The organism is Pseudomonas sp. PMCC200344 (assembly GCF_030053095.1).
Taxonomy (GTDB): domain Bacteria; phylum Pseudomonadota; class Gammaproteobacteria; order Pseudomonadales; family Pseudomonadaceae; genus Aquipseudomonas; species Aquipseudomonas svalbardensis.
This window is the reverse complement of record NZ_CP125618.1, coordinates 3,253,625-3,278,295: the sequence shown is the minus strand read 5'-3', so window position 1 is coordinate 3,278,295 and position 24,671 is coordinate 3,253,625. Positions and strand designations below refer to the sequence as shown.

Below are 24,671 nucleotides of genomic sequence, written 5' to 3'. Positions count from 1 at the left end.
GTCCACCATGTGTCCGGTACAAACATGGGGAGAGGGCTGGGGTGAGGGGTGGCTTTAGCAGGCACCACAAATACCAGAGCTAACTATTTCAGTAACCTTGTTTTCGATCGATCTGGCCCACCATCGGCGCGCCTCTTTGATACCGTCGGATATTCTCCAGCAACACCCCAAACGCACTCTCCGGCTGCGTCATCGCGGCAATATGCGGTGTCAGCAGAATCTGCGGATGATCCCAAAACGGGTGATCCGCCGGCGCCGGTTCTTCTTGCAGCACATCGAGCACCGCGCCACTGAGCTGCCCGCTGTCCAGCGCCTCAAGCAAGTCATTTTCCACCAGATGCCCGCCACGACCCATATTGATCAACGCAGCGCCATGGGGCATTTGCCGGAACAACTCACGATCAAGAATGCCCTGAGTCTGCTCAGTCAGTGGCAGCACGCACAGCAGAATGTCGCACTGGCTGAGAAACGCCGGCAGTTGCTCGCGCCCGGCATAGCACTCCACACCAGCGACCTGATGCGCACTGCGCGCCCAACCCGACAAGGCAAAACCCAACGGCTGCAACGTCGCCAGAATCTGCTGAGCCTGGGTGCCAAGGCCCATGATCCCGATCCGCCGCGTGGCCGCCGGTTGCAGCAAGTGCGCCTGCCAGCACCGCGCCATTTGCTGCTGGCGATAACGCAGCATGTCCCGGTGCAGGCTCAGCACCGCAAAACTGGCGTATTCGCACATGCCTCGGGTGATGCCGGGGTCCAGCAGGCGCACCACCGGCAAGCTCGCGGGCAAGCGACTGAGGTCCAGTTGATCAACCCCAGCGGACAACGCGAACAACACTTTCAGATTCGGCAGCAAAGCCTCTAGATCGTCAGGTGCCTGCCAGGCGGCGAGGTACTTGATGTCCGCGGGATCACCGATGTCCGGCCAGGCGCGCCATTCGATATCCGGGGCGTGTTCGGCAAACAGCGCTTTCCACTGTTCGCCGCGCACAGGGTCAGCTTTATAGAGCAGGGCCATGGGCATGTCCTGAGGGATGATGGTGTTGTCCATCATCGCGCAACGTCGGCGCAGGATCTGTCGAAAGGGCAGGGTTAAACGGGTTTCGCGATGCTCGATCGGCGACGGCCCGGCAGATTCGACGGGCGAAAGGAATCTGCCGTTTGGCGGGGTGAAAACAGTCGATCCGAATTTCTCAGGGGCCAAGTTCGGCGTAGATCGTTTCGCGCAAGGCTTAACCTGAACACCATCGCAACCACCTCCCGGTTGCCGGACTCACGATGGGAAATGCCATGAATAGCAAAGTCGACGAAACCCTTCATTTGCTCCGTCAGCGCGATCAATTCGTGCCGCGTGGCCTGGTTACCGCTCACCCGTTGGTGATCGATCGCGCCCAAGGTGCCGAGTTGTGGGACGTGGACGGCAAGCGCTACCTGGATTTTGTCGGCGGCATCGGTGTGCTGAACATCGGTCACAACCACCCGAAGGTGGTCGCTGCGGTGCTGGCGCAATTGCAAAAGGTCTCTCACGCCTGTTTCCAGGTGGTGGCCTATAAGCCTTATCTGGACCTGGCCCAGCGCCTGTGCGAAATGATCGGTGGCAAAGAAGCGTATAAAGCGGCGTTCTTTACTTCCGGTGCCGAGGCGGTGGAAAACGCGGTGAAGATCGCCCGCGCTCACACTAACCGCTCGGCCGTGATCGCCTTCCGCGGCGGCTTCCACGGCCGTACCTTGCTCGGCACCACGCTGACCGGCATGAGCCAGCCGTACAAGCAGAACTTCGGGCCGTTCGCCCCGGAGGTGTTCCACACCCCGTATCCGAATGCGTATCGCGGTGTCACCAGTGAGATGGCGCTCAAGGCCCTCGACGAGTTGCTGGCCACCCAGGTTGCCCCTGAGCGTGTCGCCGCGATCATCATCGAACCGGTGCAGGGCGACGGTGGTTTCCTGTCGGCACCGGCGGAGTTTCTCCAGGCCTTGCGCGGGCTGACTGAAAAGCATGGCATTGTGCTGATTCTCGATGAAATCCAGACCGGTTTCGGCCGTACCGGCAAGTGGTTCGGTTTCCAGCACGCCGGCATTCAGCCCGACCTGGTGACCGTCGCCAAAAGTCTGGCCGGTGGCTTGCCGTTGTCCGGGGTGGTCGGCAAGGTCGAGATCATGGACGCGCCGCTGCCCGGCGGCCTGGGCGGCACGTACGGTGGCAACGCCTTGTCCTGCGCCGCCGCGCTGGCGGTGATCGATGCCTTCGAGGAAGAACAACTGCTGGCCCGCGCCGAAGCACTGGGCGAGCGTTTGCGTCAGGGGCTGCTGCGTTTGCAGGCCCGTTACGGGCAAATCGGCGACGTGCGCGGCACCGGGTTCATGCTGGCAATCGAATTGATCAAGGATGACGCGGCCCGCACGCCGGACGCTGACCTGAATCAGCGACTGATCGATGAAGCCCGGGCCGGCGGTTTACTGGTGATCAAATGCGGTGTGTACCGCAACGTCCTGCGCTTCCTCGCACCGCTGGTGACCACCGAAGCACAGGTCGATGAAGCGCTGCAGATTCTTGAAGCGGCATTGGCACGCGTCTTGAACTGAGCCCATGGCCACTCTGGGCGGTGCCACAAGGCATCGTCCGTGAGCGTTTATGGAGCATGGATTGATGGAATGCATCATCGGAGGCTTTGCGCACCATGGGGCTGACTGATTATCGAGCACTGCTCATCGATTGCGATGAGGTCCTGGTCGATCGGGACTCGGGTGTCTGGACGGCACTGCAACCGCTGCTGGACAGCCGAGGCGGTCATTCGGACAAGGAACAGCTGCTGGCCGAATACAGCGAGGTGGTGCGAGCGCTGTATCCGCGTTTCGCTGAACTGGGCTTTAGTGGCGTGCTGTGTTTCGCCCATCGCCAGTTGGCCGAGCGCTGGGGCCTGAAAGCCAGCTGGGAGGAGGGCATGAGCTTTGCCCGTTCGGTGGCCGGCTGGTCGCTGTTCGAGGACGCGCCCGGGGCGATGTTGTACCTGCGCAAGTTCTACCGCTTGCTGGTGCACGGCGACCGGGGCGTCGAGGATCGAGGGCTGCTGTGTGAGCGGTTGGGGATCCTGCCCGACGATTTCATTTCACTGGCCAGCGACCCTTTACTCGATCCGCAGTGGTTAAAGGCCAACGATTTTGAAGCCGGCAACATCCTGCACGTGACCCGACCTTCGGCCGATCGACAGGCGGCCAAAGACGTGTGCCTGATCTGTCGCGGCCGGTCAAAACACCCCACGCCTTGCGCGGCGGATTACTGTATTAACAGCATGGCGGATCTGGTGGCTCAGCATCAGCTGTCTTTACGGCGCTGATTTTGCTAGAAGATTGTCTTACAGACGGCAGTCAAGAGGTACGCAATGGAAGGGTTAGTCAAACTGGACCGAATCGACATCAGCATCCTGGTGGAGCTGCAAAAGGACGGGCGCATGACCAACGTCAGCCTGGCCGATGCGGTGGGGTTGTCGGCCAGTCCCTGCCTGCAACGGGTCAAACGGCTTGAGTCGGCCGGGTATATTTCCAGCTACAAGGCGCACCTGAACCTGGCCAAGATCACCGATTCGGTGACGGTGTTTACCGAGATCACCTTGAGCGACCACAAGCGCGAAGACTTCGCCAAGTTCGAGTCCAATATCCGTCTGGTGGACGAAGTGCTCGAATGCCATTTGATCAGCGGTGGCTACGATTATCTGGTGCGCTTCATGACCCGCAGCATCCAGCATTATCAGGAAGTGATCGAAAGCCTGCTGGACAAGAACATCGGCATCTCCAAGTACTTCAGTTACATCGTCATCAAATCTCCGGTGCTCAAGGACGGCGTGCCGCTGCGTAAGTTGCTGCGCCACTGACAGACTCCATTCTCAATACCAACACGAATCCCCTGTGGGAGCGGGCTTGCTCGCGAAGAGGCCGTGTCAGTCGATAGAAATATCAACTGACACGGCCTCTTCGCGAGCAAGCCCGCTTGTGTCTTGGGCAGGAATTAGACTGAGGGTGAGAGCGGTGAGTGGCAAGCTGAATGCCCGGAGTGCTTAAAGCACGTGTGGGAGCCCATGCTGCCATTCACCTCTCCGCTCTGGTTATTGAGCCCGAACAGTTGAACGAGCCGACCTCGAACATTACAAGCGTGGTGCCCAGCCAGAGCGCTCTCACCTTTGAGTGTAAGAGGGATCGGCTATGTTTTCCTGCGCAGGCATCGATGTTTCCAAAGATACCCTTGAAGTTCGGATTAACCCGCAAGACGTTGGCGCGAGTCACCTCAATACCGCCAGTGATTTCCTTGCGCTGATTGACTGGTTAAAGCGCTATCAGGTCAGCCGCGTATTGCTGGAAGCCACCGGCGGCTATGAGCGAGAGGTCATGAAAGCGCTTCAGGCTGCCGGCTTCGAAGTCTTGCGGATCAACCCTCGCCGAGCCAGGGATTTTGCCAAGGCCATGGGGCAGCGCGCTAAAACCGACCCGATAGATGCGCGGCTGCTCGCGCAGTTTGCCGAAGTCATAAAGTCGCCAAGCAACCGAATCACCAGCCCTGAACAGGACAATTTGCGTGCGCTGGTACAGCAGCGCGAAAATTTTGTTCAGCAGCAAGGCGACGATATACGGCGCCTTAAAACAGCCTCTGCTGACACGGTAAAACCCTGTCTGCGAAGTCATATCGACTATTTATGCCAAGCCATAAAGTCGATAGAAAAGCTGATCCGTCAAACTGCTAAAGACCTGGACAGTGATAAAACGGCCCGTTTGTGCTCGGTCAAGGGTATAGGGCTCGTGACGGCAGCCAGCTTGATGGCCTACTTACCCGAGCTGGGCGAGGTTGGACGGCACGAGATTGCAGCGCTGGCAGGCATAGCCCCCTACAACGACGACAGTGGCAAGCATGAAGGCCCCCGCCACATTAGCGGCGGCAGGTTTGCTGCGCGTCGGGCAATGTACATGGCGTGCTGGGTGGTGATTCAGCGACAGCCTGAGTTCAAAGCGCGGTATGACGCACTGCGTCATAAGGGTAAATGCGCAAAAGTAGCGCTCATCGCCTGTATGCGTGTGTTGTTGATACGGCTGAACGCCATGATCCGAGACCGAACCGAGTGGAAAGAACCCTTGGCCTAAACGGGTCGCGGTGTTCCTGTAGGGCATCGCATGGCCTAAAGCTGTGGGAGTTCAGCCGTCTATCAATATGCTTTCAAAATAAAGGTCATCAAGACAGTTGCTCCCACATTTGTTTTGCAGCGCCGTCTGCACCGCGTTTGGACATGAGTTCGTTAGATCCCCTCAACATGCTTCATGCTGGCGCAGGCCGCATAAACAGCTGTTTGCAGCCTGCAAAACAGTCGTCAGATGCGCTCTGACCGATGATTTCGAAACAACGCGCAAAAGTCTCTGCGGTGTAATGCGTTTAGAGAGAGGGGAGCGGTTTGTTGTCCGGCTGGTTTCGATAAAACGATGCGGCTGCCACGACCCGCTGAATAACACCAATCGGAGCGAAAAAAAATGCGAATGAGCAACGCAAAAGCACTATTGGGTTACGGCGTTTTACTGCTGGCGAGCAGCAGCGAGGCGCATCAGATCTGGTAGGAACAACCACCCGGGCAACCCCTGGCGTTGTACTACGGGGAATATGACAAGAACATGCTGGAAGTCACACCGGGCGGGATGGATCGGTTCCAGCAACTCAAGGGCTGGTCGATCAGCGACCGGTCCCAGCCATTAACGCTGACCTTGCAGCGCCAAGCGTTTGCGGTGGCGCATCAAACCCGGGCAGATGACTCGTTGCTGGCCCAGGACCCGCACTATCCGATCTTCGACCTTCATGAGGCGGACAAGGCGCTAAAGACGCACTGGACGCCGGCGACCCGTTGGGTTGGCGACTTGCGCGCACGCACCCCGGAACTGACCCTGGACATCGTGCCGACCGGCGTCGCCGATGCAGGCAAGGCGCAGTTCCAGGTAGTCTATGCGTCCAAACCGTTGGCCGACCAGGACGTGGTGCTGGAAACCGGCTCCGGTGAAGTGTTCACCCAGCGCACCGACGCCTCGGGCAAAGTCAGCTTCGAGCTGCCGTGGCAGGGCACTTACGTGGTAGCCGTGGAATACAAGGACCGCACGCCCGGCGAGCGCATCAGTCCTCAAGGCAAAGCGGAACCGTTCGATATAAAGAGCTTCAGTTCGACATTGTCGTTCTATCGATCACAGGGCCAGACGCCGTTGCCGCGAGCGCCGTCGCAGCTGCCGGCATCGGAAGTCGCCAGGCTCAAGAAACAGGCCTGACCCCTCGACCATTACATGAGTGACTGATATGACCCCATCTTCAGGATTGGCAGGGCAGGCGACAACCGCTTCCCCTGCGCTTGCAACCACTGCCGTCAAGGCCAACACCCGAATGCTGGCGATCGACGCCCTGCGCGGCTTCGTCATGCTGTTGATGCTGATCGACCATGTGCGGGAAACCTTTCTGCTGCACCGTCAGGTCACCGACCCGATCGATGCGTTGAGCGTCACGCCGGACCTGTACTTCACCCGCATGCTCAGCGAGATCTGCGCGCCGGCATTCATCTTCCTCACCGGTTTGTCGGCCTGGCTCTACAGCCAGAAACACACGGCGAAAGAAACCTCGGTGTTCCTGCTCAAGCGTGGGTTGTTCCTGGTGTTTCTCGAAGTCACCTTCGTGTGCTTTGCCTGGAACGCCGAGTTCCCGCCCAAGACGCTATGGCTGCAGGTGATCTGGTGCATCGGCATCTGCATGATTGTGCTCGCCGGGTTGCTGCACTTCAAACGCGCTTGGCTGATCGTACTCGGCGTGGCCATTGTCGCCGGGCACAACCTGCTCGATGGCGTGACCGTGGGGCCGGAGTCGCCGTTCTTCGTGCCGTGGTCGATCCTGCATCAGCGGGTGTTCATCGACATCACTGAATTCACCCGGGCCCGCACCACTTACCCGGTATTGCCCTGGATTGGCGTGATCCTGCTGGGGTGGGGGATCGGGCCGTGGTTCGGCAAGGAAATGGACCCGGCCGAGCGGATTTCCCGTCTGCTCAGACTGGGCGCCGGCCTGCTGGTGGCGTTCGTGTTCATTCGCTACCTGAACGTCTATGGCGAGAAACCCTGGGTGCAGACTGGTGACTCGTTGCGCACCTTCATGAGTTTCATGAGCGCCAAGAAGTACCCGCCCTCGCTGATGTTCCTGATGCCGACGATTGGCCTTTCGCTGATCTTGCTGGCGCTGTTCGAGAAGCTGCAGGATCGCTGGTCCACCGCGACCCTGGCGATTTACGGCGGGGCGCCGATGTTCTTCTATTTGCTGCACTTGTACGTACTCAAGGCCATGTATCTGGTGGCGGTCGCGATCTGGGGCGCCAATCAGGGGGCGTACTATGGCTTCGACAACCTGCCCACGGTGTGGCTGTGGAGTGTGATCCTCGGGGTGTTGCTGTTCTTCCCTACGCGCTGGTTCGCCAACCTCAAACAGCGCCGCCGCGATATCGCGATCCTCAAATACCTCTGACGTGACTGTATGCCGGACCCCGTCAGGTGGCAGGTTCTGAACTGGAACGGAACAGCCTTTGTGCACTTTTATAAGGCTGCGCCACCTCGCGCTGCACTATGCGAAGGCAAATATCGGGCGTTCATGGGCACCCGTGGTCAACGTTTACTGGCGCAAGGACTGCCAATGGTCGACTGGCACAAAGTCTGCAAGACACTGTTCAGGCCCACTGTGAACGCAGTCGAGTGGGCAGCCCCCTCGGTCAACGACGATCGATTGACCGAACAGGTCGCGGGCAACATCGGTGGATCCGGCATAGATGCCTGACTTAGCACCGTAAACGAACAGGCAAAGACGCCTGGAACCGCAAGGTTTCAGGCGTTTTTTTTTGCTTTTTGAACAGCTATCGACGGGTGTCTCTTATGAATTCCAATGTGGCCACTTTGAACAAGCTGCAAACGCTGATCGTGATCGGCAATGGCATGGTCGGACATCATTGTGTCGAACAGCTGATCGAACGCGGTGCCCTTGATCAGTATCGGCTGCACGTCTTCAGCGAGGAGCCGATGCGTGCCTACGACCGCGTGCACCTTTCCGAGTATTTCTCCGGCCGTGATGCCGAGTCGCTGGCCCTCGGTGAAGCCTCGCTGTATCAGACCCCGGGCGTCACGCTGCATCTGGGGGTGCCGGTCCTGGAAATCGACCGCGTCCGCCGCCAGGTGATCACCGCGCAAGGCTGCGTTTCCTACGACAAATTGGTGCTGGCCACCGGGTCCTATCCGTTTGTGCCGCTAATCGAAGGCGCCGAGGGCGATTCGCGCCTGGTGTATCGCACCCTTGAAGACCTCGACGCCATTCGTGCCGCGGCAAGCAACGCCCGACGCGGTGTGGTCGTCGGCGGTGGCTTGCTCGGCCTGGAAGCCGCCAACGCCCTGACAACCCTGGGGCTGGAAGCTCATGTGGTGGAATTCGCCCCGCGTCTGATGCCGGTGCAGTTGGACGAGTACGGTGGTCTGGCGCTCAAGGCGCAGATCGAACGCCTCGGCGTCGGTGTGCACCTGTCGCGCGGGACTCAGTCGATAAGCGCAGGCGAGGAATACCGCTATCGGATGAACTTCGCCAATGACGAATTCCTTGAAACCGACCTGATCGTGTTTTCCGCCGGTATCCGTGCGCAAGACGCACTGGCTCGTCAATGCTCGCTGGAAGTCGGCCCGCGCGGCGGTGTGGTGATTGACGACCAATGCCAGAGCAGCGATCCAAACATCTACGCCATCGGCGAGTGTGCCGCGTGGAAGGGCAGCATTTTTGGCCTGGTCGCCCCGGGCTACCAAATGGCGCGCGGTGTTGCCGCACTGCTGTGCAACGAAACCGCCGAGCCGTTCATGGGCGCGGACATGTCGACCAAGCTCAAACTGCTGGGCGTCGATGTCGGTTCCATCGGCGACGCGCATGGCAGCACGCCGGGCGCGCGCAGTTATCAGTTCATCGACGAAACCACGGCCAGCTATCGACGCTTGGTGGTGGATGCCACGGGCAAGCACGTGCTCGGCGCGGTGCTGGTGGGTGACAACAGCTATTACGACACGCTGCTGCAATACATGCAGAACGCGATTGCGCTGCCGGCGGAACCCGCCAGCCTGATTCTGCCGTCGTCCGAAGGCGCGCCGACCCTGGGCCCGGGCGCGTTGCCCGAAGCGGCCACGGTGTGCTCGTGCCACAACGTCACCAAGGGTTCCATTTGCTCGGCCATCGACGGTGGCTGCACCGACCTCGGCCTGCTCAAATCGCAGACCAAGGCCTGCACCGGTTGCGGTGGTTGCGCCGGGTTGCTCAAGCAGGTGTTCGAACATGAGTTGATTGCCCGTGGCGTCAGCGTCGACAAAAGCCTGTGCGAACACTTTGCCTATACCCGTCAGGAGCTTTATGCGCTGGTGCGGGTCGAAGGGGTGATCACCTTCGAAGAACTGCTGGCCAAGCATGGCCGTGGTCACACCGGTTGCGACGTATGCAAACCGGCGGTGGGCTCGATCCTCGCGTCGTGCTGGAACCAGCCGATCATGGACGCCTCACTGGTGCCGCTGCAGGACACCAACGACACGTTCATGGCCAACATGCAAAAAAACGGCACCTATTCGGTGGTGCCGCGCATCCCCGGTGGCGAGATCACCGCCGACAAACTGATCGCGATCGGTGTGGTGGCGAAGAAATACGACCTCTACACCAAAATCACCGGCGGCCAGCGTATCGACCTGTTTGGCGCGCAGTTGCATGAATTGCCGGACATCTGGGCCGAACTGATTGAAGCCGGTTTCGAAACCGGGCATGCCTACGGCAAATCGACCCGGACGGTGAAGTCCTGTGTCGGCAGCACCTGGTGCCGTTACGGCGTGCAGGACAGCGTGCAAATGGCCCTGACCATCGAGGACCGTTACAAGGGGCTGCGCTCGCCGCACAAGCTCAAATTCGCGGTGTCCGGTTGCACTCGGGAATGCGCCGAGGCCCAGAGCAAAGACGTTGGCGTGATCGCCACCGAGAAAGGCTGGAACCTTTACATCGCCGGCAACGGTGGCATGCGCCCACGTCACGCCGAGCTGTTCGCCACCGACCTCGACGATGCGACCCTGATCCGCTACATCGACCGCTTCTTGATGTTCTACATCCGCACCGCCGACAAATTGCAGCGTACCTCGGTGTGGCGCGAAAGCCTGGAGGGCGGCCTCAATTACCTCAAGGACGTGATCATCAACGACAGCCTCGGACTGGGTGAAGAGCTCGAATCGCAGATGCAGTTGGTGGTCAATCGCTATGAATGCGAGTGGGCCAACGCCCTAAAAGACCCGGAAAAACTCAAGCGCTTCCGTACCTTCGTCAACGATAAACGCCCGGACCCGGACATCCACTTTGTCCAGGAACGCGGCCAGCGGCGCCCGATCATGGCGGCCGAACTCAACCTTATCCCTGTTATCGAGGAGATTGCCTGATGAGCCAGTCCAATACCCAACGCATCGATTCCCTGGAAAACACCGAGGCCTGGCAAACGGTGTGCGAGCAACAGGACCTGGTCAGCAACTCCGGCGTCGTCGTCTGGCTCGACGGCGCGCAAGTGGCGCTGTTCTACCTGCCGGGTGCCGAGGGTCGGACCCTCTACGCCATCGACAACCATGACCCGCAATCCGGGGCAAATGTGATCGGTCGCGGGTTGGTCGGCAGCATCAAGGGTGATCTGGTGGTTGCATCGCCGATCTACAAACAGCATTTCCGCCTTGAGGACGGCAGTTGCCTGGAGTACCCGCAACAGCGTCTGCGTGTCTGGCCTGTTCGCTTGAACGCCGGCGCGGTGCAAGTCGGGGTGGCTTGAGCCTGTTCAACAGCATCGCGTATCCGCATCGGAGGTATTTATGAAAACAGCTGCACAATTGCTGAAACTCAAGGTCGTGCAAAACCGCCAGGTGCATAGCATCGCGCCCGATGAGATGGTGCTTGAAGCGCTGAGGATCATGGCTGAAAAGAACGTAGGCGCGCTTCCGGTGATCGAGGCTGGGCAGGTGGTCGGCGTGATCAGCGAGCGCGACTATGCGCGCAAGGTCGTTCTGCAGGGGCGCTCTTCGGTCGGTACGCCGGTGCGCGACATCATGAGCGCGCCAGTGGTGACAGCGGACAGTCAGCAGAGCATCGAGCGTTGCATGGCGGTCATGACCGACAGCCATCTGCGTCACCTGCCAGTGGTGGACGGCGGCGAACTGATTGGTCTGCTATCGATTGGGGATCTGGTCAAGGAAGCTATCGTTGAGCAGGCGGATTTGATTCGGCAACTGGAGCATTACATTCGCGGGCACTGAATGGGTTGGCGCTACGCTGTTCACTTAAAGTTGAGGGGACATATCCGTTTCTGCGGTGATGGCGACTTAGGGTTCCGCCCTTACGGCGGGTCACTTTGTAAAGCGCAAAGTAACCAAACGCTTTCGCCCCTGACGTACGGTGCCTCGCCTAGGCTCGCCATGCCCTCGCTCCGGTCCTGCTCCGTGGGCCCGCCGCCATCGGCCATCCATGGCCGGGGGCGGCTAACCCGGCATCCATGCCGGGTTGCCCACTACGCAGAACCTCCACTCGGCCTCTCGAGGGGGCGAGTACCGCAAAAGCACTGCGAGGCGGCCTACCGGCCGGCCTACCTCTTCAAGCGTACCCATTCCCCTGTGGGAGCGAGCCTGCTCGCGAAAGACGTGAACGATAACGCGTGCTGTCTGAATGAACGCGGTGTCCGGACGTCTTTCGCGAGCAGGCTCGCTCCCACAGGTACAAGCCTGCTTTGGCTTTTGATCTTGCTTTTGATCTTGATCTGCCCCGTCGGAAGGCCGAGCGCAGGTTCTGCGCAGTGGGCACCGCGGCAAGGATGCCGCGGTAGCCGCCCCCGGCCATGGATGGCCGATGGCGGCGGGCCCACGGAGCAGGACCGGAGCGAGGGCATGGCGAGCCTAGGCGAGCCACCGAACGAAAGGGGCAAAAGCGCTTTGGTTACTTTCGCGCTTTTCGAAAGTGACCCGCCGTAAGGGCGGAACCCTAAGCCGCCGCGACCGCAGAAACGGATGTGCACACGGTTTTGCGGCTTTCTTGATCGGTGTCAACCGCATGGCCCGACGGGCTCTGTAATCTCCAGAGACCGACAGCCAGTGCGCTCACCCCAATGTTCGCCGTAGCGCGGGTTGCCTTGACCCAAGGCGAAAACTCCATGATCTATCCGCTGATTCTGACCTTGCACCTGTTTGCCGCCCTGATCTTCATCGGCACGGTGTTCTTCGAAGTCCTGTTCCTGGAAAGCATCCGCAAACAGTTACCCGCCAGGGTGATGCTGCTGGTGGAGCAGGGCATCGGTCGCCGGGCCCGCTCGCTGATGCCGTGGGTGCTGCTGGTGTTGTTCGGTGCGGGGCTGGGCATGGTCTGGTTGCGCTACTTGCCAGCCCTTGCCTCACCACTGGCCTCATCGTTTGGCACATTACTGGCGTTGAAAATCGCGGTGGCCGTGAGTGTGCTGCTGCACTTCCTGGGCGCCATGTTTTTGTTCAAAAGCGGCCGAATGAGCCCGCGCTACCTGCACTTCATCCATGGCAGCCTGTTCTGCCATATGGTCGTTATCGTGCTGCTGGCCAAGGGCATGTTTTACCTGACGTGGTAATCGGGTTTGACCGGTGGTCCGTTGTGCGGACACTTCGCTTGCGCTTGACGCAAATCAAGGAGCATTGATGGTGAAACCCGGAGACTGAAAGTCCGCAGCCAGTCTCGGAGACCGTCATGCTCGATTTATTTCACAACCCAGGCGAGATCGCTCGGTGCGATCAAGGCGTGCTTGACCCAAACTGTCATGCCGACACGCAAAAATTTCATGACGGTATTGGCTCTCTCGATCTGCTTCGTGCACTGCGCGTAAGCCGCCAGAAGTGCCGTCCGCTGTCCCTGAACGTGCAACTGCCTTCCAGCCTCAAGCCGTCTTCCTGTGCCCCGCGCGATATCGCCGACGAGCACAACGGAGTCGAGCAGCACCTTCAGCATCTGGAGCGTGAAATCGATCTCGTCGGTTGTCACCTGGGTGCGGAGCAACGGGTCGAGCAGTTTCATCTGGGAGGCGGAACACCCGCGCCTGCCCATCTGGAGCGACTGATGAGTCATCTGCGTGGCCGGTTCAATTTTCTCGAACATGAAGGGGGTGACTACAGCGTCGAGGTAGACCTTCACCATACCGACTGGTCGACTATGAGGTTGCTGCGCGACCAGGGGTTCAACCACGTCAGCATCGGCGTTCCGGATATCGACGCCGACTGTGACAGGTCGGTGGCCTGCTACCAGAACCCGGCGCCGATCCAATCGCTCATGGATGCCGCGCGCACCTTTGGGTTTCGATCCATCAACGTCGATCTGGGTTTTGGCCATGCCTGGCAGACGCCGGACAGTTTTGCGCTGAAGCTGGCGAGCATTATCGAGCTGGAGCCGGACCGGCTGATGGTGTTCGATTATGCCCGGCCACCACGGCGCTATCGGCCGGTGCTCGGTGACAAAATCAGAGAGTTGTGCAGCCAAGACGATAAAGGTGCGATGCGCCAGATCTGTTTCGAGCAACTGCTTTGCGCGGGTTATCACTACATCGGTCTGGGGCAGTTTGTCCGGCCTGATGATGATCTGGCGATCGCCCAGGAGCGAGGCCGGTTACGCCGTACCTGTGAGGGTTTCTCCCGTCACGGCTATTGCGATCATGTCGGATTCGGTTTGGGTGCCATCAGCCAGATCGACGATTTGTACACGCAAAACACCGACGAGATTGAACGTTATCAGCAGCAACTGGACATGCGGCAACTGCCGACGTGTCGCGGCTGGCGCTTCGAGGCGGGGGATCAGATCCGGCAAATGGTCATGGAACGTCTGGCCTGTGATCAGGAGTTGGATATCCGCGCCATCGAGAAGCGATATGGGCTGGTTTTTTCAAAGTACTTCTGCGCTGTCTGGCCTTGGCTGGAGCAATTGAGTCGTGATGGATTGATTGAGTTGTCAGACCGTTTCATCAGCATTCTTCCCGCCGGTCGGCCGGAAGTGGATGCCATCTGCAACCTGTTTGAAAAGGATTTGGGCGGGCCCATTGCGAGTTGATCGATCATGAACACGACATTTGATTTCAATCGCGCCCTGGTCGAAAAGTATGACCGCCCGGGGCCGCGTTATACCTCTTACCCCACGGCGCCGCAGTTTCATCAGGCGTTTGCCGTTGATGACTATCAGCGTGCCGCCCGTGACAGCAATCAGGTGGCCGCGCCGAAACCGTTGTCGGTGTACATCCACATCCCGTTCTGCAAAAGCCTTTGTTACTACTGCGCCTGCAACAAAATCATTACCCAGAAAACCCATCGCGCCGTCGAGTACCTGAAGTACCTCAAGCGTGAAATCACGATGCAGGCGGCCTTGTTCGACAGCACCCGCAAACTCACTCAGTTGCACCTGGGGGGCGGCACGCCGACCTATTTGACCAGCGAACAACTGGCGGACCTGATGGACTGCCTGCACCAGGCATTCAACATGGATGACAGCGATGACCATGAGTTTTCCATCGAGGTGGACCCGCGGACCATCAGCACCGAGCAGATTCAGTCGCTGCGCCAGTTGGGCTTCAATCGCCTGAGCTTCGGCGTTCAGGATTTCGACCCCGACGTGCAGGCGGCGGTCAATCGCCAGCAAAGTGAAGAGCAGATTTATGCGCTGGTCGCGGCGGCGCGCGAGGCGCAGTTCAAGTCGATCAGCGTCGACCTGATCTACGGCCTGCCACTGCAAACCGTGCAGAGTTTCGACGTCACCCTCAGCAAGATCATCGCTCTGCGTCCGGACCGGATTGCCGCCTACAGCTACGCGCACCTGCCGGAGATGGTCCGCGCGCAACGGCTGATTCGCCCCGCCGACATGCCGCCACCGGAGCGCAAGCTGGAACTGCTTGAGCTGACCATCCGTCGTCTGACCGAGGCCGGTTACGTCTATATCGGCATGGATCATTTCGCCTTGCCGGATGACGAGCTGGCGCTGGCCCGGGCCAATGGCACCCTGCAGCGTAACTTTCAGGGCTACTCCACCCATGCCGACTGCGATTTGATCGGTCTTGGGGTGTCGTCGATCGGCAAGGTCGGCGACAGCTATAGCCAGAGCGTCAAGGAGCTTTCTCAGTACTACAGCCGTATCGATCAAGGGATGTTGCCGGTGCACCGCGGTTACCGCTTGAACGCCGACGACCTGCTGCGCCGCGAGGTGATCAGCGACCTGATGTGCCATGGCCGTATCGCGTTCGACAAGTATGAGGCGCGGCATGGCATTCGCTTCACCGAGTACTTTGCCGAGGCGCTGGCGCAGCTGGGCGAGCATGTGCGCGATGGGTTGCTGCAGATTCACCGCGACGAATTGGTGCTGCTGCCACAAGGGCATTTGATGATGCGCAGTGCCGCGATGGCGTTTGACGCCTATCTGGGTGGTGAGCAAAAAGGGCAGTTTTCACGCACGGTTTGAGACCCCGGAGCCTGTCTTCCGGGGGCTACTTTCTTAAGTTGATTTCAATCAAGGGCAGGGGGCGCAACGCTCCCTAACATGACCGAAAGCCCTTTTGAAATCAGCGAACCCATGACAATCCATCAGCCTTCGATACACGGCAACCTGCGCGCCTGGGGCGTCGGGCTGGTGGTCATGCTGATGCTGATGCTCGCCACCTTCGAGGGAGTCCAGGCCAAGGAATACCGTGACATCGAGCAGCAGCGCATCGAGAAAACCTTCCCTCAGACCGATTCCGTTTCCGCCCCCGAAGGCCCGTTCAAGGTGCGCACACTGTCCGCCGCCGGCCAGGTCATCGGTTATGTGTTCCAGAGCCTGGACGTGGTGGATATTCCGGCCTACTCGGGCAAACCGATCAACACCCAAGTGATTCTCGACACGACCGGCATGATTCAGGATGCCTATGTGCTGGAGCACCACGAGCCGATTCTGCTGATTGGTATCCCTGAGGCAAAACTTCACGGTTTCAGTGCCAAGTACAAGGGCATCAAGGTCAATCAGCGGGTCGTCGTCGGCCATTCCAGTGATCCGAATGCGGTCACCGTCGATGCCATCGCCGGCGCAACGGTCACGGCCATGGTGGTCAACGAGGTCATCATGCGCGCGGCCCACGATGTGGCCGTATCGCTCAAGCTGATCGAAGACACGGGCGGTGTGGCGCGCAAGCCCGCCACCGTGCGCCAGGACTTTTTCGAGCCCGCCACCTGGGAACAACTGACCGGCAACGGCGCCATCCGCCGCTTGAACCTGACCCGTGGCCAGGTCGACGCCGCCTTCAAGGGCACCGATGCCGAAGGCGTCGACAACGCCAGCGCCGATCAGGTTGATGAGACCTTTATCGAGCTGTACACCGCCGACCTGAATCCGCCGACCATCGGCCGTGCGCTGTTGGGCGACAATCAATATCGCTTCCTCATGCAAGACCTCAAGCCTGGCGAGCAGGCCATCGCGGTGCTGGGTCGTGGGCTGTTTTCCTATAAGGGCTCGGGGTACGTGCGCGGCGGGATCTTCGATCGGGTGCAATTGCGCCAGTTCGGCAATGTCATCAGTTTTCGCGACATGGACCACCAGCGGCTCTCGGATGTGTTTGCCAAGGGCATGCCCGAGTTCAATGAAATGTCGATTTTCATTGTGCGCGAACCGGCGAAGTTCGATCCGGGATCGCCCTGGTCTCTGGAGTTATTGGTACGTCGCCAGACCGGCCCGGTCAGTGGCACGTTCAGCAGTTTCGAACTGCCTTATCAATTGCCCGAGCCGTACCTTGAACGGCCGCTGCCCAGCGCCGAAGAATTGGCCGCCCTCGAGGAAGCCAGTCGGCCGATGTGGTTGACCATCTGGTACCAGAAACACTTCCAAGTCGCCGTACTCGGGACCGCGTTGCTGCTGCTGACGGCGATCCTGTTCCTGCAGGACACATTCACCCGCCGGCCGCATTTTCTGCACTGGCTGCGTCGGGGTTACCTGGTCTTTACCGTGGTGTTTCTCGGCTGGTATGCCCTGGGGCAGCTGTCGGTGGTCAACGTCCTGACCTTTGTGCATGCGCTGTTCGAGCACTTTCGCTGGGAGCTGTTTCTCACCGATCCGCTGATCTTCATGCTCTGGGTCTTCGCCGCCGCGAGCATTCTGCTGTGGGGCCGCGGAGTGTTCTGCGGCTGGCTGTGTCCGTTTGGCGCCTTGCAAGAGTTGATCAACGAGGCCGCGCGCAAGCTGAAAATCCCTCAATACGAACTGCCGTTCGCGGTGCATGAGCGCTTGTGGGCGATCAAATACATCATTTTGCTGCTGCTGTTCGGCATCTCCCTGGAGTCGATGTCCGCCGCCGAACTGTTCGCCGAGGTGGAACCGTTCAAGACCGCCATCACCCTCCGGTTCGACCGCCAGTGGTGGTTCGTGCTCTACGCGGTGGCGCTGCTGGTCATCAATATTTTCACGCGCAAAGTCTATTGCCGGTACATCTGCCCGCTGGGTGCGGCGCTGGCGATTCCGAGCAAATTTCGCCTGTTCGACTGGCTCAAGCGCCGCAAGGACTGCGGCACGCCCTGCCAACTGTGCGCCAAGGAATGCGAGATCCAGGCGATTCATCCCGATGGCCGAATCAATGCCAACGAGTGCCACTACTGCCTCGATTGCCAGATGACTTACCAGAACGACAACAAATGCCCGCCGCTGATCAACAAGCGCAAGAAGCGCGGCAAACCGGCACCCGCTCCTGTGCAACTGATACCTGTCGTGGAAGTGACCGCTCTGGAATGAACCCCGCGAGCGCCTGTCCGCAGTGACCGTTTTTATCCCTTCAAGGAAAACACCTGATGAACGACACAGAATCCAAAAAAACCACTGAAGTGCCGGAATCGACCGGCCTCAGTCGTCGCGGCTTCCTGGGCACCAGTGCGGTGACCGGCGCGGTACTGGCCGGTGCCACGGCCATTGGCGGCGCGGTGTTCACCCGTGAGACATGGGCGGCAGCGGCCAAGGACGCGCAACTGAAAACCCACGTCGGGCCGGGCGAACTGGACCAGTACTACGGCTTCTGGAGTGGCGGCCATCAGGGGGAAGTGCGGATCATGGGCATTCCGTCGATGCGTGAGTTGCTGCGTGTTCCGGTGTTCAACGTCGACTCCGCCACCGGTTGGGGCCTGACCAACGAAAGCAAACGGATCATGGGCGACAGCGCGCATTTCCAGAATGGCGACTGCCACCACCCGCATTTGTCCATGACCGACGGCAAGTACGACGGCAAATACCTGTTCATCAATGACAAGGCCAACAGCCGCGTTGCGCGTATCCGGCTGGACATCATGAAGTGCGACAAGATGCTCACCGTGCCCAATGTGCAGGCGGTTCACGGGCTGCGCCTGCAAAAAGTGCCGCACACCAAGTACGTGTTCGCCAATGCCGAATTCGTCATCCCGCATCCCAATGACGGCAGCACCTTCGACCTGCAAGACAAGAACAGCTACACCATGTTCAACGCCATTGACGCCGAAAAAATGGAGATGTCATTCCAGGTGATCGTCGACGGCAACCTGGATAACACCGACGCCGACTACACCGGCAAATACGCGGCGTCGACCTGCTACAACTCGGAGAAGGCCTATGACCTGGGCGGCATGATGCGCAACGAACGCGACTGGGTGGTGGTGTTCAACATTCCGCGCATCGAAGCAGCGATCAAGGCTGGCAAGTTCATCACCCTGGATGGCTCGAAAGTGCCGGTGGTCGACGGCCGTAAAACCGATGGCAAGGACAGCGCGTTCACCCGTTACATCCCGGTGCCGAAGAACCCCCACGGCCTCAATACCTCGCCCGATGGCAAATACTTCATTGCCAACGGCAAGCTCTCACCGACCTGCACCATCATTGCCATCGCCAAGCTCGATGATCTGTTCGACGACAAATTCAAGGATCCGCGCGACGTGGTAGTCGGCGAGCCGGAACTGGGTCTGGGCCCGCTTCACACCACCTACGACGGCCGCGGCAATGCCTATACCACGCTGTTTATCGACAGCCAGGTGGTGAAGTGGAACGTCGAGGAGGCGATTCGCGCGTACACCGGCGAGAAGGTCAACTACATCAAGCAGAAACTCGATGTGCAGTATCAGCCGGGTCACAACCATGCCTCGCTGACCGAAACCAGTGAGGCCGACGGCCAATGGCTGATGGTGCTCAGCAAGTTTTCCAAGGACCGCTTCCTGCCGACCGGCCCGCTGCACCCGGAAAACGATCAGTTGATCGATATTTCCGGCGAGGAAATGAAACTGGTGCACGACGGTCCGGCCTTCGCCGAACCCCACGACTGCGTGATGGCCCGCCGCGACCAGATCAAGACCAAGAAAATCTGGGACCGCAACGACCCGTTTTTTGCCGAAACCGTGGTCATCGCCGCCAAAGACGGGATCAAGCTGGAGACCGACAACAAGGTCATCCGCGACGGTAACAAAGTCCGCGTCTACATGACCTCGATGGCCCCGGCCTACGGCCTGCCGGAGTTCACCGTCAAACAGGGCAACGAGGTCACGGTGACCATCACCAACATCGACCAGATTGAAGACGTGACCCACGGCTTCGTGATGACCAACCATGGCGTCAGCATGGAGATCAGCCCGCAGCAGACCTCATCGATCACCTTCATCGCCGACAAGGCCGGCCTGCACTGGTACTACTGCAGCTGGTTTTGCCATGCACTGCACATGGAAATGGTCGGCCGCATGAAGGTCGAGAAGGCCTGACCGTTGCCCATCGACAGGAGCCAAGCAATGACTGATAGCAAGGGAAACCCGGTGAAGGTCATTGCGCTTGCGCTCCTGCTGATGCCTGGCAGCGCGCTGGCGGTGCAACCCATCACCACGTTGCCGTTGACGGTGGACGCCGATCAACGCTGGCACCTGCCGGCGGGGGAATACCGTGGCTCGTTCAGCGTCGATCAACCGATGCAAATTGTCTGCGAGCCGGGCGCGGTATTTCAGGGCGAGGGGCAGGGCAACGGCTTGATCATCAGTGCGCCGGATGTCGGCATCGAGGGCTGCACCTTTCTGGACTGGGGGCACGACCTCACGGCCATGAATGCAGCGGTGTTTATCCAGCCCAAAGCCCATGGCGCGGTGATCAAAGGCAATCGCCTGCAAGGCCAGGGGTTCGGTATCTGGGTCGATGGCACTCAGGATGTGCGCCTGATCGACAACCTCATTCAGGGTGATCCGGCGATGCGCTCGCAAGATCGCGGCAACGGCATTCATCTGTATGCCGTGCATGGTGCCAAGGTCATTGGCAACCAGGTGCGAGACACCCGCGATGGCATCTACATCGACACCTCCAACGGCAACCTGCTGCAAGGCAATACCCTGGAAGACCTACGCTACGGCGTGCATTACATGTTCGCCAACGATAACCAGCTGATCGGCAACACCACCCGCCGCACCCGCACCGGCTACGCCCTGATGCAAAGCCGCAAGCTCACGGTGATCGGCAATCGCTCCGAACAGGATCAGAACTACGGGATCCTGATGAACTACATCACCTATTCAACCTTGCGTGACAACTTCGTCACTGATGTGCGCGACGGCTCGACCGGCGACAGCATGATCAGCGGTGCCGAGGGCAAGGCGTTGTTCATCTACAACTCGCTGTTCAACAGCATCGAACACAACCACTTCGAGCACAGCGCCGTGGGCATCCACCTCACCGCCGGCTCGGAGGACAACCGCATCGCCGACAACGCGTTTGTCGGCAACCAGCGGCAGGTCAAGTACGTCGCCACCCGCTTGCAGGAATGGTCGGCGGATGGCCGGGGCAATTACTGGAGCGATTACCTGGGCTGGGACCGCAACAACGATGGCCTCGGTGATATCGCTTACGAACCCAATGACAACGTCGACCGTCTGCTGTGGCTGTACCCGCAGGTGCGGCTGTTGATGAACAGCCCCGGCATCGAATTGCTGCGCTGGGTGCAACGGGCCTTTCCGGTGATGAAATCGCCGGGGGTGCTCGACAGTCATCCGCTGATGAAGTCATCCACTCAAACCCTGACCCAGGAGCCCACCTCATGAACGTCATCGACATTGAAGGCGTCAGCCAGCGCTATGGGCACGCCACCGTGTTGCATCAGCTCAACCTCAGCCTGGCGGAAGGTGAAGTGCTGGGGTTGTTCGGGCACAACGGCGCGGGCAAGACCACCAGCATGAAACTGGTGCTTGGCCTGCTCCAGCCCAGCGAAGGGCAGGTCAGGGTGTTCGGCCGTTTACCCAGCGATCCCCACGTGCGGCGCCTGCTCGGTTATCTGCCGGAAAACGTGACGTTTTACCCGCAGCTGAGCGGTCTTGAGACCTTGCGTCATTTCGCGCGACTCAAAGGTGCTGCGTTCGCTCAGGTCGACGTGCTGCTGGAGGAAGTCGGCCTGGCGGGCGCGGCGCATCGGCGGGTCAAGACTTACTCCAAAGGCATGCGTCAACGGCTGGGGCTGGCGCAAGCGCTGCTCGGCGAGCCACGTTTGTTGCTGCTCGACGAGCCGACCGTCGGCCTCGATCCCATCGCGACCCAGGATCTTTATCGGTTGCTCGATCGCCTGCGCAGCCAGGGCACCAGCATCATTCTCTGCTCCCACGTCTTGCCGGGCGTCGAGGCGCACATCAACCGCGCAGCGATTCTGACCCAGGGTCGCCTGCTGGCCCTCGGCAGTCTCCACAGTTTGCGCGAGGAAGCCGGGTTGCCGACGCTGATTCGCGCCAACGGCCTCAAGCACGCCGGGCCCTTGCAGCAACGCTGGAACAACGCCGGACACGTCACCGAACGCTGGGGCGTCGAAGGGCTTGAAGTGGCCGCGCTCAATGGCAGCAAGCTCGGGCTGTTGCGCCAACTGCTCAATGAAGACGAGCCGGCCGACGTGGAAATCCATCAGCCGTCTCTGGAAGATATTTACCGCTACTACATGAGCCGGGCCGGTACGGCGCCGATCGGGGAGGCCGTATGAACGCTGTCTGGAACATGGCCCGCAAGGAATTCAGCGACGGTTTGCGCAATCGCTGGTTGTTGGCGATCAGTGTGTTGTTCGCGGTGCTGGCCATCGGCATCGCCTGGCTGGGCGCCGCGGCCTCCGGGCAATTGGGCTTCACGTCGGTCCCGGCCACCATCGCCAGCCTCGCCAGTCTGGCGACGTTTTTGATGCCGTTGATTGCGTTGCTGTTGGCCTATGACGCCATCGTCGGCGAAGACGAAAGCGGCACGTTGCTGCTGTTGCTGACGTACCCCTTGGGTCGCGGGCAGATTCTGCTGGGCAAGTTTGTCGGCCACGGGTTGATCCTGGCGCTGGCGACACTGATCGGTTTCGGCTGCGCCATGCTGGCCATCGCCGTGCTGGTGGACGATGTCGAACTGAGCCTGCTGCTCTGGGCTTTTGGCCGGTTCATGGCGTCGTCGACATTGCTGGGCTGGGGTTTTCTGGGGCTGGCCTATGTGCTGAGCAGTGTGTCGGCCGAGAAGTCCACGGCGGCCGGGCTGGCGTTGGGTGTCTGGTTCTTCTTCGTGCTGGTGTTCGACCTGGCACTGCTGGCGCTGTTGGTGCTCAGCGAAGGGCAGTTCAACCCGAAAGTGCTGCCCTGGTTGCTGCTGCTCAACCCCGCTGACATCTATCGCCTGATCAACCTCTCCGGTTTTGAACCCGGCACCAGTACCGCGGGTGTGCTGACGCTGGGCAGCGATTTGCCGATGCCCGGCTTGATGCTCTGGCTGTGCCTGTCGCTGTGGGTGGCGGTGCCATTGGGCTCGGCCTGGCTGTTGTTTCGTCGCCGGGCGACATGAGTTTCCACTTTGATAGTTTTGGAGGAGTTGACGATGAGTACGTTTTATCTGACGACGATGCGCGTAGTGGCGGGCCTGATGATGTGCCTGTTGCTGACGGCCTGTGACAATCCGGCGCAAGCCACTTACAGCAACGCGGCCACTGCCTTTCATCCCAGTGATGAATGCCATGTCTGCGGGATGATCATCAACGGATTCCCCGGGCCCAAGGGCGAAGTGGTCGAGCGGGCCGGGGTCAAGAAGTTCTGCTCCACGGCGGAAATGATTGGTTGGTGGTTGCAGCCGGAAAATCATCATGGCGATGCAAAACTGTATGTCCACGACATGGGGCGCAGCCCATGGAACGCGCCGGATGATGCCCACCTGATCGATGCCAGAGATGCGTTCTACGTGTTCGGCACCCAACTCAAAGGCGCCATGGGCGTGGTGCTGGCGTCCTTCTCCAGCCGCGAGGCCGCTGAAAAGCTTGCCGCTGAACAGGGCGGTCGCTTGCTGCGGTTCAGCGAGATCACTCCGGCGCTGCTGCAGCAACACTAGCGTCGTCGAGAAAATCTGATCGCCGTCAAGTCGGTATTTCTTCACCTGCTCAAAGATAGGGGCTGGCTATGTCCCCCAGTGCTGGCATCCGTGATGCCCAGGAGTAAATGATGAAAACCGAGTTTCAGGACCGTTTGGCGGTGGTCACGGGTGCCAGCTCCGGGATTGGCCTGGCACTGTGCGCCGCGCTGTTACCGCGCGGCGTCAAGGTGCTGGCGATGTCACGGACCCTGGGTGAACTGCCGGCCTTGCAGCAGATCTACGGCGAGCGGTTGCAGTGGTTTGCCGGGGACGTCACGAATCTGCAAGACCTGCGCGAACTGGCCGAGCGCGCGGCGGCGATTGGCCCCGTGGACTATCTGGTGCCCAACGCGGGGATCGCTGAAATGGCTGACAGTCTGGATATGCAGGCCTTCCAGCGTCAGTGGGCGGTCAACGGTGCCGGGGCGTTGAATACGCTGGCGGCGTTGCGGGGTGAGTTGGCGAACCCGGCGTCGGTGGTGTTTGTCGGGAGCTTCCTGACCGGTTCGAGCTTCCCCGGGCTGGCCGCCTGCATTGCCAGCAAGGCTGCGCTGGCGGCTCAGGCGCGGACGCTGGCGGTGGAGTTTGCGAGTTTTGATGTGCGCATTAATCTGGTCTCGCCGGGACCGACGGCTACCTCGATGTGGGATCACTTGGGGTTGAGCGATGGGGAGCTTGGCGATGTTGCCGACACGCTTGGCAAACGTCTGTTACCGGGTCATTTTCTAGATGCGGCATCGGTGGCTAATGTGATTGTCTTTCAGCTGTCGCAGGGGGCTCGGGGTGTTTACGGTCAGGACTGGAAGGTCGATAACGGTTACACCTTGGGCTGAAGGGTAAATATTTACGCTCGGAGTACATATCCGTTGTTGCGGTAACGGCGGCTTAGGGTTCCGCCCTGACGGCGGGTCACTTGGAGAAGCGTCAAGTAACCAAACGCTCTTGCCCCTGACGTACGGTGCCTCGCCTAGGCTCGGCATACCCTCGCTCCGGTCCTGCTCCGTGGGTCCGCCGCCATCGGCCATCCATGGCCGGGGGCGGCTACCGCGGCATCCTTGCCGCGGTGCCCACTGCGCAGAACCTGCGCTCGGCCTTCCGACGGGGCAGATCAAGATCAAGATCAAAAGCCAAAGCGAGGCGGCCTGATAGCCGACCTGATGTCTGCCAAGGTCATCGGCGGTGGACACCTATGTCATGCCCGCCAAAAATCCAACTGTGGGAGCGAGCCTGCTCGCGAAGGCGGACTTACATTCAA

At 60.0% G+C, this 24,671-nt stretch carries 21 protein-coding genes; 20 read left to right on the top strand and 1 reads right to left on the bottom strand.

The window, feature by feature from the left end; genetic code table 11:
- Positions 1-88: 88 nt before the first annotated feature.
- Complete coding sequence (locus QFW87_RS14805) at positions 89-1,015, bottom strand: glyoxylate/hydroxypyruvate reductase A (protein ID WP_283188094.1); 927 nt, start codon at positions 1,013-1,015, stop codon at positions 89-91.
- A gap of 272 nt (positions 1,016-1,287) precedes the next feature.
- On the opposite strand from QFW87_RS14805, the gene gabT reads away from it, so the two are divergent.
- The 20 genes from gabT to QFW87_RS14705 all read left to right on the top strand — a co-directional run bounded on the left by gabT (position 1,288) and on the right by QFW87_RS14705 (position 24,249).
- Complete coding sequence (gene gabT / locus QFW87_RS14800; RefSeq protein ID WP_283188093.1) at positions 1,288-2,580, top strand: 4-aminobutyrate--2-oxoglutarate transaminase; 1,293 nt, start codon at positions 1,288-1,290, stop codon at positions 2,578-2,580.
- A 95-nt stretch (positions 2,581-2,675) separates the two neighbouring features.
- A complete protein-coding gene (locus QFW87_RS14795; RefSeq protein WP_283188092.1) occupies positions 2,676-3,332 on the top strand; it encodes a 2-haloalkanoic acid dehalogenase in 657 nt (218 codons plus the stop codon).
- Between the two features lie 45 nt (positions 3,333-3,377).
- Positions 3,378-3,866: an Lrp/AsnC family transcriptional regulator gene (locus tag QFW87_RS14790; RefSeq protein WP_008055821.1), complete on the top strand. Its 489-nt coding sequence runs from the start codon at positions 3,378-3,380 to the stop codon at positions 3,864-3,866.
- A 328-nt stretch (positions 3,867-4,194) separates the two neighbouring features.
- Complete coding sequence (locus tag QFW87_RS14785; RefSeq protein ID WP_283180508.1) at positions 4,195-5,124, top strand: transposase; 930 nt, start codon at positions 4,195-4,197, stop codon at positions 5,122-5,124.
- A gap of 519 nt (positions 5,125-5,643) precedes the next feature.
- The gene (locus QFW87_RS14780) at positions 5,644-6,282 is read left to right on the top strand and encodes a DUF4198 domain-containing protein (RefSeq protein ID WP_283184237.1); all 639 of its coding nucleotides are present in this window, start codon (positions 5,644-5,646) and stop codon (positions 6,280-6,282) included.
- 28 nt (positions 6,283-6,310) lie between these two features.
- Positions 6,311-7,516, top strand: a complete 1,206-nt coding sequence (locus tag QFW87_RS14775; RefSeq protein ID WP_283184238.1) for a heparan-alpha-glucosaminide N-acetyltransferase domain-containing protein — start codon at positions 6,311-6,313, stop codon at positions 7,514-7,516.
- 60 nt (positions 7,517-7,576) lie between these two features.
- Positions 7,577-7,822 carry a hypothetical protein gene (locus tag QFW87_RS14770; RefSeq protein ID WP_283184239.1) on the top strand — a complete coding sequence of 82 codons (246 nt, stop codon included), beginning with the start codon at positions 7,577-7,579 and terminating at the stop codon, positions 7,820-7,822.
- 95 nt (positions 7,823-7,917) lie between these two features.
- Positions 7,918-10,479 (top strand): nitrite reductase large subunit NirB, encoded by a 2,562-nt coding sequence (nirB, locus tag QFW87_RS14765; protein WP_283188091.1) that lies wholly within the window; start codon positions 7,918-7,920, stop codon positions 10,477-10,479.
- On the top strand, positions 10,479-10,856 hold the full coding sequence (gene nirD / locus QFW87_RS14760) for a nitrite reductase small subunit NirD (protein WP_129444743.1): 378 nt from the start codon (positions 10,479-10,481) through the stop codon (positions 10,854-10,856). Before nirB ends, nirD begins: the two co-directional genes overlap by 1 nt.
- A gap of 40 nt (positions 10,857-10,896) precedes the next feature.
- Positions 10,897-11,337 (top strand): CBS domain-containing protein, encoded by a 441-nt coding sequence (locus QFW87_RS14755; RefSeq protein ID WP_129444742.1) that lies wholly within the window; start codon positions 10,897-10,899, stop codon positions 11,335-11,337.
- Between the two features lie 887 nt (positions 11,338-12,224).
- On the top strand, positions 12,225-12,668 hold the full coding sequence (locus QFW87_RS14750) for a membrane protein (protein WP_046046915.1): 444 nt from the start codon (positions 12,225-12,227) through the stop codon (positions 12,666-12,668).
- A 116-nt stretch (positions 12,669-12,784) separates the two neighbouring features.
- Complete coding sequence (locus QFW87_RS14745) at positions 12,785-14,131, top strand: coproporphyrinogen III oxidase (protein ID WP_283188090.1); 1,347 nt, start codon at positions 12,785-12,787, stop codon at positions 14,129-14,131.
- A 6-nt stretch (positions 14,132-14,137) separates the two neighbouring features.
- Positions 14,138-15,526, top strand: coding sequence for an oxygen-independent coproporphyrinogen III oxidase (gene hemN, locus QFW87_RS14740; protein WP_283184242.1), 1,389 nt, complete (start codon positions 14,138-14,140; stop codon positions 15,524-15,526).
- Between the two features lie 111 nt (positions 15,527-15,637).
- A complete protein-coding gene (locus QFW87_RS14735) occupies positions 15,638-17,818 on the top strand; it encodes a NosR/NirI family protein (protein WP_283184243.1) in 2,181 nt (726 codons plus the stop codon).
- 56 nt (positions 17,819-17,874) lie between these two features.
- Positions 17,875-19,794 (top strand): TAT-dependent nitrous-oxide reductase, encoded by a 1,920-nt coding sequence (gene nosZ / locus QFW87_RS14730; protein WP_283188089.1) that lies wholly within the window; start codon positions 17,875-17,877, stop codon positions 19,792-19,794.
- A gap of 27 nt (positions 19,795-19,821) precedes the next feature.
- Positions 19,822-21,111 (top strand): nitrous oxide reductase family maturation protein NosD, encoded by a 1,290-nt coding sequence (locus tag QFW87_RS14725; RefSeq protein WP_283188088.1) that lies wholly within the window; start codon positions 19,822-19,824, stop codon positions 21,109-21,111.
- Complete coding sequence (locus QFW87_RS14720; protein ID WP_283188087.1) at positions 21,108-22,031, top strand: ABC transporter ATP-binding protein; 924 nt, start codon at positions 21,108-21,110, stop codon at positions 22,029-22,031. Before QFW87_RS14725 ends, QFW87_RS14720 begins: the two co-directional genes overlap by 4 nt.
- Positions 22,028-22,858, top strand: a complete 831-nt coding sequence (locus tag QFW87_RS14715) for an ABC transporter permease subunit (protein WP_283184247.1) — start codon at positions 22,028-22,030, stop codon at positions 22,856-22,858. The genes QFW87_RS14720 and QFW87_RS14715 overlap by 4 nt, the downstream gene beginning before the upstream one ends.
- Before the next feature lie 33 nt (positions 22,859-22,891).
- Complete coding sequence (locus QFW87_RS14710) at positions 22,892-23,395, top strand: nitrous oxide reductase accessory protein NosL (protein ID WP_283184248.1); 504 nt, start codon at positions 22,892-22,894, stop codon at positions 23,393-23,395.
- 110 nt (positions 23,396-23,505) lie between these two features.
- Positions 23,506-24,249: an SDR family oxidoreductase gene (locus QFW87_RS14705; RefSeq protein ID WP_283184249.1), complete on the top strand. Its 744-nt coding sequence runs from the start codon at positions 23,506-23,508 to the stop codon at positions 24,247-24,249.
- The last annotated feature ends 422 nt before the right edge of the window (positions 24,250-24,671 follow it).